The sequence below is a fragment of the Gluconobacter sp. P5B12 genome (genome assembly GCF_018812035.1).
Classification (GTDB): Bacteria; Pseudomonadota; Alphaproteobacteria; order Acetobacterales; family Acetobacteraceae; genus Gluconobacter.
Genome location: NZ_JACRVV010000006.1, coordinates 1 through 18962, shown reverse-complemented (window position 1 = coordinate 18962; position 18962 = coordinate 1). Strand labels below are relative to the sequence as shown.

Below are 18962 nucleotides of genomic sequence, written 5' to 3'. Positions count from 1 at the left end.
TGGCTTTATCGTTCCTGGTTGAAAACCTGCCTTGCAGGCTTTCTTTATCGTTCAATATGGAAGGTGTGCCTGGTCTGGATCCATGGAGAATTTCCATGCCCGACGCGGGCCGGCCATCACATTGAGATAGTAAAGGTCAAAACCATGCGGCGCCCCGACAGGATGATACCCTTTCGGAACCATAACCGTATCGCGATTGGATATGGCCATGGCCTCATCCAGCGATCCGTCTTTGGTATAAACACGCTGTAAAGCGAAGCCACTTCCCCGTTTCAAGCGATGATAATACGTTTCCTCAAGATAGGTCTCATTGGGGAAATCGTCTGTATCATGCTTGTGTGGTGGATAGCTGGACCAGTGGCCACCAGGGGTAATTACCTCTACGACCAGAAGCGTTTCCGCTGGTGCAGTATCCGGCAGGATATTCCGGATAAACCGCTCGTTTGTCCCGGTTCCGCGAGCAACTTCGCCAGCCTCATCGGGAGGAATAAGCCGTGCAGGGTATTTGCCGGACGCGGGTGAGCGGCAAACTGCCAATTCAACATCCGTCTCGGCTTCCGCCCGCCAGATTGTCCCCGGAGGAAGATATACGGACCATGGAAGCCCATCAAATGGACTCATCCGTTCTCCAATCAAACCGAAATCCTGCTCCGCACCTTCGATACGTGCACGACCGCTCACGAGAACAAGACAGACCTCAGTACGATCCGTAGGTTCAGAAACCGTTTCACCAGCCTTGAGTGACATCACTTCAAAACCAATGTAGTCCCAACCCGCTTTCTCCGGCGTCAGATTGATGATCCGGCAGTTTTCATCGCGAGGGTGAGCGTGAATCAGGAGGCGCGAAGACATGACATGTGCCCCGTCTGTGAGAGGATATTCACCAGATGATTCCGGCCCATCCGAGCGTAAGTCAGAGGGCTGATTTCTTCCGAATACTGTTCGGCTTCAAGAACGACCCAGCCGTAATATTCAGGGATTTCCGAAAATACCTTGGCGTAGTCGATACAACCATCTCCGGGAACGGTAAAAACGTCTCCCATGACTGCCTGCAGAAAACTCCAGTCTTCCCTATCCGCCTTGGCTCGCTTTTCTGGTCGCAGATCCTTCACATGCACGTGCCGGATACGATTACGATAAACTTTCGCCAGTTCTGCAGGATCTGAACCTCCCCACAGAGCGTGCCCGGTATCAAGAAGCAATTTTACGGACGGCCCTGTCAAACGCATCAAGTCATCGATATCCTGCCGGGACTGCACAACAGTGCCCATGTGATGATGATAAACGAAATCCAGGCCTTCAGCAGCGACAGCATCCGCCATGAGCGTCATGCGGCGTCCGAATTCCAGCCACGCCTCATTTTCCAGAACAGGCCGACGGGAAAGCGGAATGCTGACATCCGAGTGAATGGCATTAGATGTTTCCGCGGCGATAAAAACGGGAGCACCCAGCGCCTTAAGAACCTGAAGATGCGGCTGCATGCGCTCAATTTCTTCTTCGGCACTCCGGATCAGAAGCTCTGTCGAATACCATCCGGAAACCAGCTTCAAGCCATAGGACGTGAGCACTGTCTCCAGTTCAGACGCCGTTCTGGGAAACTTGTTCCCTAGTTCCATTCCTTCAATACCTGCCTCTCGCGCTTCGGAAAGACAGGTTTCCAGAGAAATTTTTCCACCCAGAAACGGCATGTCGTCGTTACTCCAGATGATCGGGTTGGCACCAATTCTAACAGACATTGAAGACTCCCGGCCTTCCCTGAAGGCCACACATCCTGTGCAGTTTTAGTTTCCGATGCGCTGTCCCATGCGCAAGCGTTCATAGGTTGCACGCGCATCCCGAACCGATTCACGCGATGACACTTCCGGGACCGCAACGTCCCACCATGTTCCACCGTCATCAGTGATTGCCTTGGGGTCAGTATCAATAACGATCACTGTTGTACGATCTGCAGTTCTTGCCCGCTGCACGGCTTCCGAAAGCTCCGCAGTTCCCGAGACTTTTTCTGCGCGGGCACCAAGCCCCTGCGCCAGCTGGATAAAATCAATTTCCGGCGTCACGACCTGTGTACAATTTTCCAGAAGGTTATTGAACGGCGCACCGCCGACTGCCTGCTGAAGCCTATTGATGCAGCCATAACCCTGATTATTAAGGAGAACGACCGTCAGCTTCTGGCCCAGCATCACGGAAGTTGCGATTTCGGAATTTAGCATGAGGTAAGAACCATCACCGAGCATAACAGTCACATGCCTGTCAGGCTCCGCCATCTTCACGCCAATCGCACCTGCCAGCTCATACCCCATGCAGGAAAAGCCGTATTCCATGTGGTATCCACCTGGCATCCCGGGACGCCAGTGCTTCTGGAGCTCCGCTGGCAATCCTCCGGCAGCACACACAACAATATCGCTCGGCTGGGCCATGCGCTGCACCGCCCCCACCACTTGTGCATCACTGGGTAGGGTTTCCTGCCTGACAGAGGGCTCGGCCTGATAGCCCAGAGAGCTCTCAGACCATGTTGCAAGAGCGTTTCTGGCCTTCTGCATCCAGTCAGGGTCAGCTTTCCATTCTGCAAGATAACTTTCCAGCGCCCGCAATCCTACGCGGGCATCCGCCACAAGTGGGGTTGCGAGATGCTTGGTCGCATCGGCTACCTGCACGTTTAAAGTCACGATCTTTACGGATGGATTACGGAACATCCCCCAGGACCCCGTAGTAAAATCCTGAAGACGGGTCCCGACAGCAATAATAAGATCCGCTTCTTCCGCAAGGTCGTTGGCTGCAGATGTACCAGCCACACCAAGACCTCCCATATTCAACGGATGATCAGGAGACAGAGAGGATTTCCCCGCCTGAGTTTCGCCAGACGGAACCCCATGTCGGGTACAGAACTCCGCTAACGCCTGCTCCGCGCCAGAATAAAGGGTTCCCCCACCTGCAATCACCAGCGGTTTACTGGATGCACGGATGAGCTCCGCCGCTTCCATCAACTCACGTTCATCAGGTTGAACCCGACGAATACGGTGAATACGCTCGACGAAGAAGCTTTCCGGATAATCGAAGGCTTCTGCCTGAACATCCTGACAAAGAGATAGTGTGACTGGACCGCATTCGGCAGGATCAGTCAGAACCGTCATGGCACGATTGAACGCCGGGATGATCTGCTCTGGCCGTGTTATACGGTCAAAATAGCTCGACACTGACCGGAACGCATCATTTGCACTGACTGTACCGTCGCTAAAATCCTCGATCTGCTGAAGCACAGGATCCGGAATACGATTGGCAAACACATCGCCTGGTAAAAGCAGCAGCGGCAAGCGATTGACATGAGCCACAGCCGCCCCCGTCACCATATTCAAGGCACCAGGCCCAATAGAACTCGTGCAGGCCATCGCACGGCGCCGACGAGATGCTTTGGCAAAGGCCGTCGCAATATGCGTCATACCCTGCTCATTATGGGCACGCCAGGTAACCAGGTCATTCTTGGCCTCGTGTAATGCCTCTCCGAGGCCCGCCACATTGCCATGCCCGAAAATTGCCCATACTCCGGCAAAAAACGGCTCTATTCGGCCATCTATTTCAGTCTTCTGTGCGGCCATGGCGCGCACTAATGCCTGAGCCATAGTCAGGCGTATCGTTTTCATGGGGATATCCTTCCGGGCATTCGCTCAGGCTGCACTCTGATGAGGCAGAGGACGCCCCCTGCTTTGCCAAGCCACTACAAAATGCTCGAAACGACGCGCCAACTCGTCACGAGCCTCATTGTCCGACATCTGGCCAGCCAACCACGCCCGGGCCGTGTCACTGAAAATGGTCCGCCCGATTGCAAAACCCTTGACCCAGGGTGTTGCTGTCGTCTTGTGGAATGACTCTTCAAGTTCCGAGACCGGAGCGTCCAGTCCGAGAAGCAAAATGCCCCGGCAGAACGGATCACGCTGTTCAATAACCTCGCCGATCTTTTTCCACGCAGCTTCGGAGGGCTGTGACTCCAGTTTCCACCAGTCTGGCTGAATGCCGATGTCATAGAGCCGCTCAAGCACGCGAGAGACAGTATCCGTCTTGAGTTCACCGTGCCTTCCAGCAATAATTTCCAGCAACAACTCCCGCCCTTGCAAACGACATGCCTCATAAGCGCGGCGGAGTTCACGTTCCTGCCGGAGTTTCAGATCGTCGCTGTCGTCCGGATGGTAAAAACAGAGACATTTGATGATCTGATCCTTCGGCCATTCGATGAGCGACGTACCCAAGCTGCCCTGCCCTTCAAAATCCAGCGGCCTTGAGCCGGTTTTTTCAATAGGACGTGCTGTCCAGAGGCCATTTTCCGCCGCTTGGAACAAAGCATCCTGACCATACCGACCGTCCATGAAGACCCCGAAACCTTCCCGCCCCTTCGCGACCTTCGCCGCTGCTTCGACAGCCAGGATCTTGAAACGGGCAATCCTACTGGATGGTGCTCCGGCTGCGGTGGCCATCTCTTCAAGCTGAACCCTATGATCACAGGCCAAGGCCATGACCGGAAAGGCTTGCTCTGTGCGGGTTGTAACCCAATGAAGATGGTTCAGAGCTTTATCATATCTCAGGGCCCTGTAAGTCGATCCGTGTGAAAGGAAATATTCGAGCTCTTTCCAGCTTGGGATTTCAGACGAGCAGAGCAGACGCGAAACAGCAAAAGCACCACAGGCATTTGCATATCGGCAGCATTCCGATAGGGGCTCATCTTTCAGCCAGCCACGTAGGAAGCCGGACATGAATGCGTCCCCCGCGCCAAGCGTATTATAGACTTCCACAGGAAAACCAGGGCCGCTGATACCTTCCTCAAGACTGCCAGGTATTTCGCCGTCAAAAACGACACATCCCATAGGCCCACGCTTGCAAACAATCGTGGCGTCTGACACCGAACGGATATTCCGGATGGCCTCCAACGTCTCTTCGCTACCACCCGCAATATGAAGCTCTTCTTCCGTGCCAACAATCAGATCGCAATCCGGAAGAATGTCCTGCAAATGAGATGTCACATTCTCAGAACGAACGTAGCGGGCTTCGCCGTCCCCGATCCCAGCCAGTCCCCAGAGGTTCGGCCGATAATCCACATCGAAAGCAATACGACCACCGGCCTGTCGGATCAGACGCATTGCCTTACGTTGTGCTGCGGCAGACCCAGATTGGGCAAAATGTGTTCCGGTTACGACAATTGCCCGCGCGCGCTGGATAAAGGCCGGATCAATATCGTCTTCATTCAATGCAGCATCTGCGCAATCTGTCCGATAGAATAGTAGCGGAAAACTTTCCCTATTTTTGACGCCCAGAATCGCTAAAGCAGTAAACCGGTCCGGATCTGTATGAATTCCTTCAATCGCCACACCTTCACGCTTCATCTGCTCCTGAATAAAGCGTCCAAAATGCTCGTTCCCGACGCGGGTAATGATGCCGGATTTCAATCCAAGACGCGCCGTTCCGATTGCAATATTGGCCGGACACCCCCCGACCGCCTTGCTAAAACTGGCCATGTCTTCAAGCCGACTACCTATCTGCTGTCCGTAAAGGTCCACGGACGCGCGACCAATGGTGATAACATCAAGATCTGTAGACATCGCAGGATCCACCTTCATCGTGTCTGAACATTCCCCGACATGCGGAATATTTGTTCTATTCCCACACTCTGTGATGAGCCTGCAATCTGATTCTCAGTTAAATATATCACTTTATGATGATATATGTCATACGTATCATGTTATATATCTCATTGTTCCGTCTTTTTGTGAGATTGAGAGCCCAATCTTCAGTAAGTATGGAATATATGTTCTCTTTGGAAATGCAGACGTTTTCATAGCTTTCGTCTAAGATTTCCCAGCGGAAAAACCATCGCCTTAACAATGCACATAAGATGGCAAGGAAGGCTTGACTAAATGACCATGACTGACCGGTATCAAACTTTCTCCGATGAACTGGGAAAACGCTATACTTCGCTCCCCCCGCGCCTAAAACAGCTTGCTGATGTGGTTTCCAGCAATCCTGACGACATTGCACACTGGACCGTCAGCATTCTTGCGCATCATGCCAATGTTCAGCCCTCTACGGTCGTCCGCTTCTCAAGGACTTTCGGTTTTCAAGGGTATTCAGATTTCCAGGCAATTTTTAGGGAAAGGCTTCGCGGATTAGCTTCATCCTACCCTGAGCGCCTGCAGGCACTGCAGAGCCCTGACGATACTGCACATTCCACAATTAATTTGTTAACCGGCTTCCACCGCGCAGCAGTTACGTCCCTGAACAGCCTCCAGGAAAAGACAAACCCAGCCCTTCTTGATAAGGCAGTCGATATTCTGGCGAATGCCCGATGCATTCATATTCTTGGCCTCAGACGCTCTATGCCAGTCGCGCGCTATTTCGCTTATCTACTGACAAAAATGGGCATTTCCCATCAGGTTATTGGCACGGAGAGTGGCATGGAAGACGAGGCACTTCTTTCCGCAACACCGTCAGATGCAGCACTTATTATCAGCTACGCAGCGTATGCCCAAAAAACAGTAGAGCTGTTCACCAAATTCGAAGAGCGAAAAGTGCCTATCGTTTCTATGACTGACAATAAAAATAGCCCGATTATACCGAAATCAGGAGTATGGATTCAAGTAACTGAAGCCGATTTCCATGGATTCCGCTCCAATGCTGCTTCAGTTGTGATGATCATGACGCTCGCCATGGCAATCGGAAACTACCGGAGGAATTTATAGATCATTTTCGCTATTTTTTAATTCGGATCTCATAACACAACGCTGATCTCAAAAAATTTGTCCGATACGATAGAAGAATGTACCTCAAGTCGAGAGCAAAGGCTGCCACATCCAAAAAGAACCTAGCTCAGTTGCCCTGCATCCAGCGTTCAGATTCTATATGAGACACCGCCCCTCTCTGCCGGAATAGGCACGCAAAAACATCTGTGTCAGCCCGAAAATCATCCAGTTGATCCACACCTGAACCAACAGAAAAGAGCACTTCAAGATTGGGAAAAACCTCTGCCAGATTTTCCGGTGGCTGCCACGCGGCCAGATAGCGAACCTTCTGCGGATCTCCGGTTCTGGCCAAACATGAAACGCAAGCTCAGGCAGTTCGCTAGCGAACATTGGCCTCCACAGACGTGCACGCTCTTCAGTAGATTTCAGCACAAAAGACACTTCAATAATCCTTAACCAAGAGCCTGACTGGTCAGAGCAAAATATTGCGGAGCACTGTCAGAGATCACCACAGGCTCGGTCGACATTGTGTTGACGACGTCCACGCGGATTAGCCCCATTTCATCCAGCCAGCCTGAGAGACCAGATGAAGTCGGCGTATCAATTCTGATAAATTCTCCACCATACGTACCAATCCAATGAGAAATGAGCGCCTTAGCCTGCTCTGTCGTTTCCGCTGCAACAGGACCAATCAACCATCCCCACCCGAACCGACGGCAGAACGAGTATCCCCGGATCCCCTCTTCCGTATCGATCACCACACCTTTGGCGCTCTGCACCAGTTCTTCAACAAGTGCAGATCGATCCATCCCAGTAGCGGCCCTGTCGAACGTTATGAGATCCTGAAGATCATACTGAACAACCGGCCGCAGCCGCTGGCCCGCCTCAAGAGCGATAATGGGAGAAGACACACCATTACCCTGATGCTGCTCCACAATCCCCGTCGGAACAAAACCCAGTTTTTCATAGAGCGGCTGCCCAGCAGGCGTCGCGTTAAGGGATATTGAACGGCCAGGAAGAAGCCTGCGCACCGTTGTCAGCATGTTTGTGCCGATGCAGTGCCCTTGCCATGCACCATTGACGATAATCAGCCCAACTGTGGCGTGACGTTCCCCAAATGACCACCACATAATGGTGCCAATGATTTCTCCACTTTCCAGTGTCGCCACTAACCCATGACCAAGACGCAGCATGAAATACCAGTCTTCAAGACGGTGTGGCCACCCCAATACCTTTGAAAGACCCGATGCAGCCCCCAGATCTTCCTCGGTCATACTCCGGAGGTTAATGGCCGTCTGTTCACGTACATTCGCATTTTCCAGGCTCATAACGAACGCTCCGTGTTTCTGGTAAGACTTTCGATCAGAAATGCAGGCTTCAGAATGGGAGATTTTATAACAATATAACTAAAGTACTTCTCGATACCGATATTCTGATCCAGAAGAGCTTCGATTGTTTCATGATAATGATCAATGTTTCTGACCATGAATTTCAGAAGGTAATCGTACCCACCACTGATAAGATGCGCCTCCACCAGAGATTCCACTTTCTGCATTGCAGTCTCAAAGCGAAAAAATCATCCCTTCTGTGATCTGACAGTGTGACCTCTGTAAAGACAGTCATGACGCTCGAGATTTTTTGCAGGGCAATCTGCGCCCCATATCCCACAATGTAACCGGCTGCTTCCAGCCGCTTGACGCGGATCAGACATGGACTGGCAGACAGAACCAACGCGGTTTGCCAGTTCCACATTGGTCAGCCGGCCGTTCTTCTGCAGCTGAGCAAGGATTTTAAGATCAATACGATCAAGCTTGGGCGCGATTGCCATAAGTCAGGCCATTTTCTCTTCAACGACGGTCATTGTGCAGTCGCCAGTCCAATGTGAAAGCTCTTCACTTCCAAGAATTCTTCGAGGCCCAGTGCGCCCCCTTCCCGCCCGAGCCCGGACTTCTTCACGCCCCCGAAAGGTGCTGACACAAGGGAGATGGAACCGGTGTTCAGTCCTACCATGCCAAAATCGAGAGCCTCGCCAACCCGCCAACCTCTCGCGATGTCATTCGTGAAGAAATAGCTCGCCAGACCGAAAGGAGTAGCATTGGCCTGCTGAACTGCATCCTGCTCGTTATCGAAGCGGAACACGGGTAGGATCGGACCAAACGTTTCTTCCTGTGCAATCCGCATCTCGGACGTCACATCCGCCAGCAGCACGGGAGAGGCGAACCGACCGTTAATGTCCAGTGGTTTACCAACAATACGAGCGCCCTTGGCCAAAGCGTCTTCCACATGTTCCTTTACCTTGGCAACGGCAGCTTCATTAATCAGCGGTCCAATCTGCGTTTGCGGATCAAATCCGTCGCCGGTCTTCAAAGTCATCACCTCTGCTGCGAGTTTTTCCAGAAACGCATCATGAATCCCGGATTGAACGTAAACGCGGTTCGCGCAGACACAGGTCTGCCCGGCGTTCCGGAATTTACTCAGCATTGTTCCGGACACCGCAACAGAAAGATCGGCGTCATCAAAGACAATGAGAGGAGCGTTTCCGCCTAGTTCAAGACTGAGTTTTTTGATCGTGTCCGCGGACTGACGCATCAGCAACGACCCGACTTTCGTAGAGCCCGTGAAAGACAGCTTGCGCACAACGGGACTTGAAGTCAGTTGCGGGCCAATCTCTTGCGCATAGCCCGTCACAACAGACAGAAGCCCTTTTGGAAGGCCTGCGCGTTCTGCCAAAACGGCTAGAGCCAAAGCAGAATACGGTGTGAGTTCGGACGGTTTGATCACCATGCTGCACCCTGCGGCAAGAGCCGGGGCACATTTGCGGGTAATCATGGCAAGAGGGAAATTCCAGGGCGTAATAGCCGCTGTCACTCCCACTGGCTCTTTCAGGATGATGACCCGGCGGTCGGCTGTCGGCACCAGTGCACTGCCCTGTACGTGCTCGGCTTCAGCCGCGAACCATTTGAGGAAAGATGCAGCATAAGCAACCTCTCCTTTGGCTTCTGTTAGAGGCTTGCCTTGCTCAAGTGTCATGATCTTGGCCAGGTCATCAGCATGGTCCAGCATCAGCTGGTACCATGCCATCAGCAGACCCGCACGATCTGCGGCTGAGCTCCGACGCCACTTGCCCTGCGCAATCCGCGCGCTTTCAATGGCAGCGCGGGTTTCTTCAGCCGTGCAGGCTGGGATACTGCCGATGATCTCACCTGTTGAAGGGTTATCGACCGTCAGGGTCTTACCGCTCGTGGATGCTTTCCAGTCTCCTCCGAGAAAAACGGTCTGACGGAAAAGATCTGGATCATTCAAGGAAAATGTCATGTCGAAAACTCCGAACAGATTGACGCAGGCAAATGACAAAGAACTCTGGGGCCTGCTGGAACAGGACGAACAGGAGGTGGAACCCTGTCGCAGAGGCCGCTCACACGATCAGGGCACCGCTCAAGAAAGCAGCATAGTTCCGGATCTGCAGTTCGTGCGAAGGCCAAGCTAATCCTCTTTTTCTGACCAAGAAGAAACTCCGAGGGCAATCGGGATCCGCAAATGAGCCAAAGCCGCGGCAGACTCAAAAATTCGGTCAAACGCCACACCATAGCCTCGCCCTGCTAACCGCCATAAAAACGGATAACCCATTCGAGGGTTTTCTCAGTCAACTTCGAAGAACTCAGACGCTGTGCGCATCGTGAACGACAAGCTGTCAGTAACACTGCCGTTCTGGCGTGCGCGCTCCACGATTCCCGGAGAACAACGCTTCATTAAGAATCTCCTTTGCGCCCCAAGGTTGAAACTTCACGATGCACAAACAAGCGTACTCTCCCACGCCTTAACTTTCCATTCATACCCAGCACGCCTCTTTTAAAAACGCTAAAGCTGGCATGACTGATAATCACTTCCCCCGCCGACCCGCCCTCGTAGACCGACTCTACCCTATCACCAGATTACGCACGTCCAGCAGGGCGTCTCGTCTCGATCCTTTGACCTTACTGGCTGTCTGGAGCTAGATCTTCGAGACCTTCCCAAAAAGCTGCATCTTTGAAAGCAACGCGCAGTTAGCGGTCTGAACCAGAGCCGCCCAGTTATGGGTTGCATAGATGCCCGCTATGCCTCCCCTGTTCGCAAGAACCTCAACCTGAATTGTAATCTCAAGGTCGGTCGTAAACTCATCGAAACCGACACCTACAGCGCCTGTTATCTGGCGCGACAATTGATTTGTAAAATGCGCGCCCAAGTATCTTTCACTGATTGTTCCCGACACAGGAAGAACCAAAACCCGAACTATCGGCTCTCTCCGCCCAGAAAGAACAAGAGATTTTTATAGACACAAAATTAGTATCGTCCATGGCTGAGCCATCGAGCACAGATTTTATCCGCAGAGTCAGACCATTAAAATTTTTATGCGCTATTAATTAGACACACTAATAATATCATCCGCTTTATGGTGCCTAATCACAAAACATAATGCGGGATAATCTATCTGCCATACCCCGTTGGGCATGAACTCACACTACGAAAGAACAGGCATCTTTTGCTCTCGTAGTCCTGCCCTAACAGCAAACAAACAGAGCACAAGCGCCCTGATACGCTCGAGCTCGATGGAGAAATATAATGGCCACATGGCTCATTACAGGATGTTCCAGCGGATTAGGGCGCGATCTGGCACAGGCTGTGCTGGAACGCGGTCATAACGCCGTCATCACCGCCCGACACCCGGATAGCCTGAAAGAACTCGTTGAGGCCTATCCTAACAATGCTCTGGCTCAGGCGCTTGATGTGAGAAACCAAGACCAGATTGCACAAGCCGTACAGGCTGCCGAGAGGCGGTTCGGCAGCATAGATGTACTGGTCAACAATGCGGGATACGGTTATCGCGCAGCGATCGAAGAAGGCGAGGAAGCGGACGTAACGGCTCTGTTTGCCACTAATGTCTTCGGGCCGGTTTACATCATAAAAGCTGCCCTCCCCGGTATGCGTAAACGCCGGTCCGGAATAATTGTAAACGTCTCATCGGTAGCACCTCGCATCGCTAGCCCTGGATCAGGTTATTACTCCGCAACGAAGCTGGCGCTCGAAGGGATTTCCGCAACTCTGCGCAAGGAAATAGCACCTCTGGGCCTCAAGGTTATGGTTGTGCAACCGGGAGCCTTTCGTACGAATTTTGCGGGTCGTTCCCTGCAGGGCTCAGCAAACACCATTGCCGATTATGATGAAACTGTTGGTCCCCGGCGCAAAGCCGCTGATACAACCAGCGGTAAGGAATTGGGAGACCCGGCCAAGGCCGTTCATGTTCTCGTGGATGTCGTCATGAAAGCAAAGCTACCTGACAGTCTTCTTCTTGGAAGCGATGCCGTGACCTGGGCCATGGAAGCCATCAAAACCGAGCTTCAGGAAATCGATGATTGGAAAGCCGTCAGCACAAGCACGGATTTTGCGTGATTACGCTTTGTATTCCCTAAGTAGCAATTGAGACAGATTACTATGAAATATCGTACATTGGGCAAGGATCTCAAAGTCTCCACACTTGGCCTCGGCTGCATGGGGATGACGGGGGTTTATGGCGAAGCCACTGACCGTGCCTCTATGATCAAACTGATCCACAATGCGTTCGAACATGGCGTCACGTTCTTTGATACCGCCGAAGCCTATGGACCGTTTGTCAACGAGGAGTTGGTAGGCGAAGCCCTTGTCCCTATTCGGGACAAGGTGGTTATCGCCACCAAGTTTGGCTTCGATATTAACCTGAAAACCGGTCAGCGCTCTGGTGGCGTTAATAGTCGCCCCGAGCATATCCGAGCTGTAGCGGAAGCAGCTCTAATGCGCCTGAAGACCGACCGGATTGATCTGTTCTATCAGCACCGTGTCGATCCCGACGTGCCGATCGAAGAGGTCGCTGATACGGTTAAAGAACTAATCTGGGAGGGCAAGGTCAAGCATTTCGGCCTCTCTGAAGCCAGTGTAAAAACAATTCGGAAGGCTCATGCCGTACAACCCGTCACGGCTGTACAGAGCGAATACTCCCTGTTTTGGCGTGCACCAGAAAAAGAACTCCTCCCCGCCCTTGAGGAACTTGGGATCGGTTTCGTGCCCTTCAGTCCACTCGGTGCAGGCTTTCTGACGGGCCAGATCACCATGGACACCAAATTCCCGCCGGGTGACTTTCGCAATCTGGTGCCGCGCTTCTCTCCAGAAGCACGTAAGGCCAACCTGGCTCTTGTGAGTATTGTAAAAGATGTGGCCAAACGTAAAGGAGCCACGTCAGCTCAGGTCGCACTGACGTGGCTTCTGGCTCAGAAACCGTGGATTGCCCCTATTCCCGGAACGACAAAGCTGTCACGCTTGGAAGAGAACCTTGGCGCCGTCGATCTTGTGCTTACTCCATCTGATCTTCAGGAAATCGACGCGGCAACCGCAAGGATCATCGTGCAGGGCGACCGGCTGCCTGAAGCCGTCCTAAAAATGACTGGCCTGTAAAAAGGCCACTTTTTCACAAAAGACCGTGGTAATCCCGCCCGGGTACCCTTAGCTGGTACCCGAACCTTAACTGGCCACCTGAACGGTAATCCTGACACGTCCCTGCTCCAATACTTACGTGACGAAATCGGTCTTACGGGTACAAAATTCGGTTTAGTATAGCTCTCCGCAGAGCAGCCACCATGCCTGCGCCCGGCCGGTCGTGACTGTCGGTGCCCCGGTTATAGCCATCGAGGCGGTAGCCGAAACATCAATCGCACGCACTGTCGGCAACATGCTTGGCAAGAATTTCCGGGCCCTTAACGCTACACGTGCCGGGGTCTCGGATATCCGCAAGCTGGCTGATGAAGCCCGTATGGTTCCCCTTCTGATCTTCGTTGACAAAGTCCAGAGATTTTCAGCAACCCAGACCGATGACCTTCTTGCCATCTGTGAAGAAGGCACGGCGGATTTTATCGGCGCAACAACTGGCAACCCCTACCACGTCCTTACCCCTGCTCTCGTCTCTCGTTCAACAATTCTGAAACTGGAGCCTCTGAACATTGAGGAGATGGAACTGGTTATCCAACGCGGAATAACCCATCTGCAAAACAACAGTGTAAAGATTGCGCTAACCCCTCCTCAGATCCGACTGATCGCCGGACGTTCCGGCGGCGATGCGCGACGTGCTCTGACAACACTTGAAAGCCTTGCAGTAGGACATACCCAAGCGATAGTGACTGTCACTGATGCCATGCTTGAGGAAGTCTATGCCGCGGCTCCCATCAACCATGACCGTTCGGGAGACGCGCATTATGACATTGTCTCGGCCTTCATTAAATCCATGCGAGGTTCAGACCCGGACGCAACGCTTTACTGGCTGGCATGCCTGATCGACGGAGGCGAGGATCCACGCTATATTGCACGACGGATCATGATCCATGCCTCTGAAGATGTAGGACTTGCCGATAACACCGCTCTGCAAACCGCGATTGCCGCAGCGCAAGCCGTTGAGAAAATCGGTTATCCAGAAGCGCAGATTGTTCTGGCCCATGCAGCGTTACATATCGCACGGGCCCCGAAATCAATGTCGGCATGCCGAGGCATTTCAAGTGCGCTACAGTATGTCGCAACTCAGCCTCCGGCGGCAGTCCCCCTGCATTTACGCGACGCCCATTACAAGGGAGCCGCAGCACTCGGCCATATCGGGTATCGCCTACCACATGACGATCCCAGAGGCTGGGTAGAGCAAGTTTATTCTCCAATACCTAAAGGGACATTTTATCAAAGTGATGCCCGCGATGCCGCAACGTTTGAAAAACGTGCCGACGATTATTGGAAACGCCTCACAGGCAATGCCCACAATCAAGAATGATTAATGATAAAGTCTATAAGCTTATGCGGAATGAACGAACAATCTGAACAGAACCTCTGCGGTCTGGATACGTTAGCTTAGCAGGCGATAGAATGCCCCAATCACCAAGTCAGCACTGAATGACGCTGGTGCCACCTGCTTTTAATGGCGAGCGAGGAACCCGATCATGACCTCTCAGACGATTAAGAGAGCGCGCTTTCCCCGTCGCACGGTTCTGGCAGGCAGCACTGCAACCATCATGGCCTCTGGCGTACCATTTGCTGAGGCTCAAACACAGGTGAGCGAAGGCATGGACGTTACATTCGAAGTCAACGGACGCGCTCACAGCCTTCGCCTGGATCCAAGAACCACACTTCTGGATGCCCTCCGCGAGCACCTGCTTCTGACCGGCACCAAAAAGGGATGCGATCATGGGCAATGCGGGGCCTGCACGGTCATTGTGGACGGTCAGCGCATCAATTCCTGCCTAAGCCTTGCGGTCATGCACGAGGGAGACAGCATTACAACGATCGAGGGTCTCGGGGACCCGGAGCATCTTCATCCGATGCAGGCCGCCTTTATTCAGCATGATGGTTATCAGTGCGGATACTGCACGCCCGGCCAGATATGCTCCGCCGTTGCCGTTCTTGATGAAATCAAGAGCGGCATTCCCAGTCATGTGACGAAGGATCTGCTCGGACCGATGGAGCATAGCGGTCTGGAAATGCGGGAGCGGATGAGCGGCAATATCTGCCGCTGCGGTGCGTATTCGAACATCGCAGAAGCCATGGCTGAAGTCGCGGGAGCGCAACCATGAAAGTATTTACTTATGAGCGTGCCCGGACACCTCACGAAGCGGTCACTGCCCTCGCCCGGACACCGGGAGCGCGTTTCATTGCAGGAGGGACCAACCTCGTTGATCTGATGAAACTGCAGATCGAAACGCCGGAACACCTGATCGATATCGGCCGGATTGGTCTGGACACCATTGATGACACCCCAGACGGGGGGCTCCGTATTGGTGCGCTTGTCCGGAATACGGATCTTGCAACGGATATGCGGGTTCGTCGCCATTACGGCGTCTTGAGCCGTGCCCTTGTTGCAGGTGCTTCAGGACAGCTACGGAACAAGGCAACGACATCCGGCAACCTGCTACAGCGCACACGGTGCTCCTATTTTTATGATCCGAACCAGCCCTGTAACAAACGCCAGCCTGGAGCAGGATGCGCGGCCATTGGGGGCGTCACCCGACAGCTGGGTATTATCGGGACAAGCGAGGCCTGTATTGCGACGCATCCCAGTGACATGGCCGTCGCCATGCGTCTTCTTGACGCCACTGTTGAGACCATAAACGTCCATGGGCAATCGCGTCGTATTCCCATTGCCGATTTTCACCATCTGCCGGGAAAAAGTCCGCATATCGAAACGTCTCTGAACCAGGATGAACTGATCACCTCCGTAACCCTCCCGCCCCCAGTGGGAGGACGTCAGTTCTATCGCAAAGTCCGTGACCGGGCTTCATATGCCTTTGCCCTCGTCTCGGTTGCAGCCATCATCCAGGAAGATGGTACAGGCAGGGTCGCTGTCGGCGGCATCGCGCCGAAACCGTGGCGTATCGAGGCTGCGGATTCAGAAATACCAAAGGGGTCGGAGGCTGTTGCAGCAAAGCTTCTGGCAGGTGCCTCCCCCACTGCGGAGAATGCGTTCAAGGTTTCGCTGGTGGAGCGCACTCTGGCAGCCGTCATTCAGGAGGCCAAGGCATCATGAAGTTCGATAGAGCCGCAGGTCAAAACCCCATTGATCAGTTACATGTTGTCGGCCATCCCCTGGATCGCATTGACGGACGTTTAAAGACAACAGGCACCGCACCTTATGCCTATGAACGGCATGACGTCGTCCCTCATCAGGCCTACGGCTATATTATCGGGAGCGCTTTCGCCAAAGGGCGGATCACCCGCATGGATGTCGCCCATGCAAAAGCCGCACCGGGCGTTCTGGCAATTGTCACAACGCTTGACATGCCCGCCTTGAAAAATGGCCCCATGAATACGGCAAAGCTCTTTGGTGGACCCGACATAACACATTACCATCAGGCCACTGCGATTGTGGTGGCCGAAACCTTCGAACAGGCACGCGCGGCAGCAGCTCTGATCGAAACAGAATATGACCACGATGAGGGTCAGTTCGATTTGAAACAGGCGCAACATGCCGCTCGCCCGGTGCAGGGTGCCAATGGATCTCGTGCGGACCGTGTTGGAGACTTTGAAAGGGCGTTTTCGGCTTCTGCAACGCGCTTGGATGAGACGTACACCACCCCCGATCAGACGCATGCCATGATGGAGCCCCATGCAACACTTGCCGCATGGGAAGGCGAAAAACTGACACTCTGGACGTCAAACCAGATGATTGCCTGGAACCGGCGCGATATTGCGACCGCCCTTGGCCTGTCGAAGGAAAATGTCCGGGTTGATTCCCCTTATATCGGGGGCGGTTTCGGCGGGAAGCTATTTTTGCGCTCTGACGCCGTGCTGGCGGCTCTCGGCGCCAAAGCTGCAGGACGTCCCGTCAAGGTTGCGCTCACCCGCCCCTTTATCATGAACAATACAACGCATCGGTCTGCGACGATCCAGCGCATCCGAATCGGTACGGATCGTGACGGCAGGATCACGGCTATTGCCCATGAAAGCACGTCGGGCAATCTTCCTCACGGGCGTCCGGAAGCCGCGATAGATCAAACCAAGCTGCTGTATGCGGGTGCCAATCGACTGACGGCGATGCGACTGGCTGTTTTGGATCTGCCTGAAGGGAATGCGATGCGGGCGCCTGGCGAAGCGTCAGGCCTGATGGCACTTGAAATTGCCATGGACGAGATGGCGGAACGGCTGCGCATGGATCCTGTGCGTTTCCGAATTCTGAATGACACGCAGGTCGATCCTGAAAAACTAGGACGGCCGTTTTCTCAGCGGCATCTCGTCGAGTGCCTGGAACATGGAGCCGAGAAATTTGGCTGGAGCCGTCGGAACCCCCGCCCCGCATCCGTGCGGGAGGGAGAATGGCTCATCGGCATGGGCGTCGCGGCAGGCTTCCGCAACAATCTCCTGACAAAATCCGGGGCACGCGTGCGTCTTGATTCGCAGGGGATCGTGACGGTCGAGACCGACATGACCGATATTGGCACAGGCACCTATACCATTCTTGCCCAGACAGCGGCGGAAATGATGGGAGTTTGCATCGATCAGGTCCGGGTCATTCTTGGTGATTCGGATTTCCCTGTATCGGCAGGATCCGGAGGCCAGTGGGGGGCCAACAATTCGGCTGCGGGCGTATATGCCGCATGCGTCAAACTGCGAGAAAATGTTGCGGAGAAACTGGGATTACCACCAGCCGAAGCGCAGTTCTCAGGCGGAAATGTCCATGTCGGTAACAGTGTTTTCCCCCTTGGACAGGCTGCACATGAGAGTGAACTGGTTGCCGAGGACACCATTGAATATGCTGACGTAGACAAACGATACCAGCAGTCCACCTTTGCAAGCCATTTCGTCGAAGTCGGTGTCAATGGATTTACCGGCGAAGTCCGTATCCGGCGGATGCTGGCCGTCTGCTCCGCAGGCCGCATTCTGAACCCCAAAACCGCCCGAAGCCAGGTCATCGGTGCCATGACCATGGGCGCTGGCGCAGCCCTCATGGAAGAACTGGCAGTCGATACTCGACGTGGCTTCTTCGTCAATCACGATCTGGCCGGTTACGAAGTCCCCGTACACGCTGATATTCCTCATCAGGACGTGATTTTTCTTGATGAAGTCGACCCCCTGTCCTCTCCCATGAAAGCAAAAGGGGTCGGGGAACTGGGGCTTTGTGGCGTGGCAGCAGCGATTGCCAATGCCGTGTATAATGCAACAGGGGTCCGTGTCCGTGATTACCCCGTCACGTTAGACAAGCATCTGGCTCACCTACCGCGTATGACTTGAACACTTCCGTAAAAGTTACACAACCCGGCCAACCACGAGTGGTTCAAACAGATTGATGTCTCTTTCCGAAGTGCCCTTTACTCTCTAACGCAAGAACAAATCAGCCTGTCGTTTGAAGCGTTCGAACATCATTTGAGAGCCATTAAGGGCTTGATGGTCTTCTTCAAGACTGATGGGGAAGCCGAGGCTTCCCCATCAGTACCCAGAGGCTGTTATCCGACCTGACGGAGTTCGGACAGAGCAGAGCGATCCTCCATCAGATAGGGTCCGCTGGACACGACCTGAATGGAAAGAATACCCGGTTCCCTGCTGCTATTTCCGCTTTGCAGCGGCAACGTCGCATCGCCATCTGTCCAGCGGTATGTGGAAGATTCCAGCCCATGCCAGCCTGACAGGTTGGACAGGGACAGATGAGCGGTCAGACTGACTGTCTGACGAGACGCAAACAGGGAAACATCCCCGACAAGAACGCCGAGA

13 protein-coding genes and 2 pseudogenes are annotated in these 18962 nt (G+C 53.5%); 7 read left to right on the top strand and 8 right to left on the bottom strand.

The window, feature by feature from the left end:
* Positions 1-51: 51 nt before the first annotated feature.
* From iolB to iolC, 4 genes are read right to left on the bottom strand one after another with little or no spacing between them, the layout of a single operon-like run.
* On the bottom strand, positions 52-852 hold the full coding sequence (gene iolB / locus KP702_RS11080; protein ID WP_202207994.1) for a 5-deoxy-glucuronate isomerase: 801 nt from the start codon (positions 850-852) through the stop codon (positions 52-54).
* On the bottom strand, positions 834-1736 hold the full coding sequence (gene iolE / locus KP702_RS11075; protein WP_202207995.1) for a myo-inosose-2 dehydratase: 903 nt from the start codon (positions 1734-1736) through the stop codon (positions 834-836). Before iolE ends, iolB begins: the two co-directional genes overlap by 19 nt.
* A 45-nt stretch (positions 1737-1781) precedes the next feature.
* Positions 1782-3638 (bottom strand): 3D-(3,5/4)-trihydroxycyclohexane-1,2-dione acylhydrolase (decyclizing), encoded by a 1857-nt coding sequence (gene iolD, locus KP702_RS11070; RefSeq protein ID WP_202207996.1) that lies wholly within the window; start codon positions 3636-3638, stop codon positions 1782-1784.
* 24 nt (positions 3639-3662) lie between these two features.
* Entirely contained in the window at positions 3663-5585 is a 1923-nt protein-coding gene (gene iolC, locus KP702_RS11065; RefSeq protein WP_252348679.1) for a bifunctional 5-dehydro-2-deoxygluconokinase/5-dehydro-2-deoxyphosphogluconate aldolase, read from the bottom strand.
* Positions 5586-5900: 315 nt separating this feature from the next.
* On the opposite strand from iolC, the gene KP702_RS11060 reads away from it, so the two are divergent.
* Positions 5901-6722 carry a MurR/RpiR family transcriptional regulator gene (locus tag KP702_RS11060; RefSeq protein ID WP_202207998.1) on the top strand — a complete coding sequence of 274 codons (822 nt, stop codon included), beginning with the start codon at positions 5901-5903 and terminating at the stop codon, positions 6720-6722.
* Between the two features lie 452 nt (positions 6723-7174).
* Here the strand turns inward: KP702_RS11060 and KP702_RS11055 are convergent, their stop codons facing one another.
* The 3 genes and pseudogenes from KP702_RS11055 to KP702_RS11045 form a co-directional block, all read right to left on the bottom strand.
* Positions 7175-8050: a GNAT family N-acetyltransferase gene (locus KP702_RS11055; protein ID WP_215768952.1), complete on the bottom strand. Its 876-nt coding sequence runs from the start codon at positions 8048-8050 to the stop codon at positions 7175-7177.
* A pseudogene (locus KP702_RS11050) lies at positions 8047-8550 on the bottom strand (Lrp/AsnC family transcriptional regulator). Before KP702_RS11050 ends, KP702_RS11055 begins: the two are co-directional and overlap by 4 nt.
* Positions 8551-8579: 29 nt before the next feature.
* The gene (locus tag KP702_RS11045) at positions 8580-10037 is read right to left on the bottom strand and encodes an NAD-dependent succinate-semialdehyde dehydrogenase (RefSeq protein ID WP_202208000.1); all 1458 of its coding nucleotides are present in this window, start codon (positions 10035-10037) and stop codon (positions 8580-8582) included.
* A gap of 1284 nt (positions 10038-11321) precedes the next feature.
* On the opposite strand from KP702_RS11045, the gene KP702_RS11040 reads away from it, so the two are divergent.
* The 6 genes from KP702_RS11040 (at position 11322) to paoC (ending at position 18485) form a co-directional block, all read left to right on the top strand.
* On the top strand, positions 11322-12149 hold the full coding sequence (locus KP702_RS11040) for an oxidoreductase (RefSeq protein ID WP_202208001.1): 828 nt from the start codon (positions 11322-11324) through the stop codon (positions 12147-12149).
* Between the two features lie 42 nt (positions 12150-12191).
* Positions 12192-13184, top strand: a complete 993-nt coding sequence (locus KP702_RS11035) for an aldo/keto reductase (RefSeq protein WP_202208002.1) — start codon at positions 12192-12194, stop codon at positions 13182-13184.
* Between the two features lie 202 nt (positions 13185-13386).
* The gene (locus KP702_RS11030) at positions 13387-14538 is read left to right on the top strand and encodes a replication-associated recombination protein A (protein ID WP_202208003.1); all 1152 of its coding nucleotides are present in this window, start codon (positions 13387-13389) and stop codon (positions 14536-14538) included.
* A gap of 166 nt (positions 14539-14704) precedes the next feature.
* A complete protein-coding gene (paoA, locus tag KP702_RS11025; RefSeq protein ID WP_202208004.1) occupies positions 14705-15334 on the top strand; it encodes an aldehyde dehydrogenase iron-sulfur subunit PaoA in 630 nt (209 codons plus the stop codon).
* Complete coding sequence (locus KP702_RS11020) at positions 15331-16284, top strand: xanthine dehydrogenase family protein subunit M (protein ID WP_202208005.1); 954 nt, start codon at positions 15331-15333, stop codon at positions 16282-16284. The genes paoA and KP702_RS11020 overlap by 4 nt, the downstream gene beginning before the upstream one ends.
* Positions 16281-18485 (top strand): aldehyde oxidoreductase molybdenum-binding subunit PaoC, encoded by a 2205-nt coding sequence (gene paoC, locus KP702_RS11015; RefSeq protein ID WP_202208006.1) that lies wholly within the window; start codon positions 16281-16283, stop codon positions 18483-18485. Before KP702_RS11020 ends, paoC begins: the two co-directional genes overlap by 4 nt.
* A gap of 212 nt (positions 18486-18697) precedes the next feature.
* On the opposite strand, the pseudogene KP702_RS11010 reads toward paoC, so the two are convergent.
* Positions 18698-18962, bottom strand: a pseudogene (locus tag KP702_RS11010) (hypothetical protein); the annotation flags it as partial.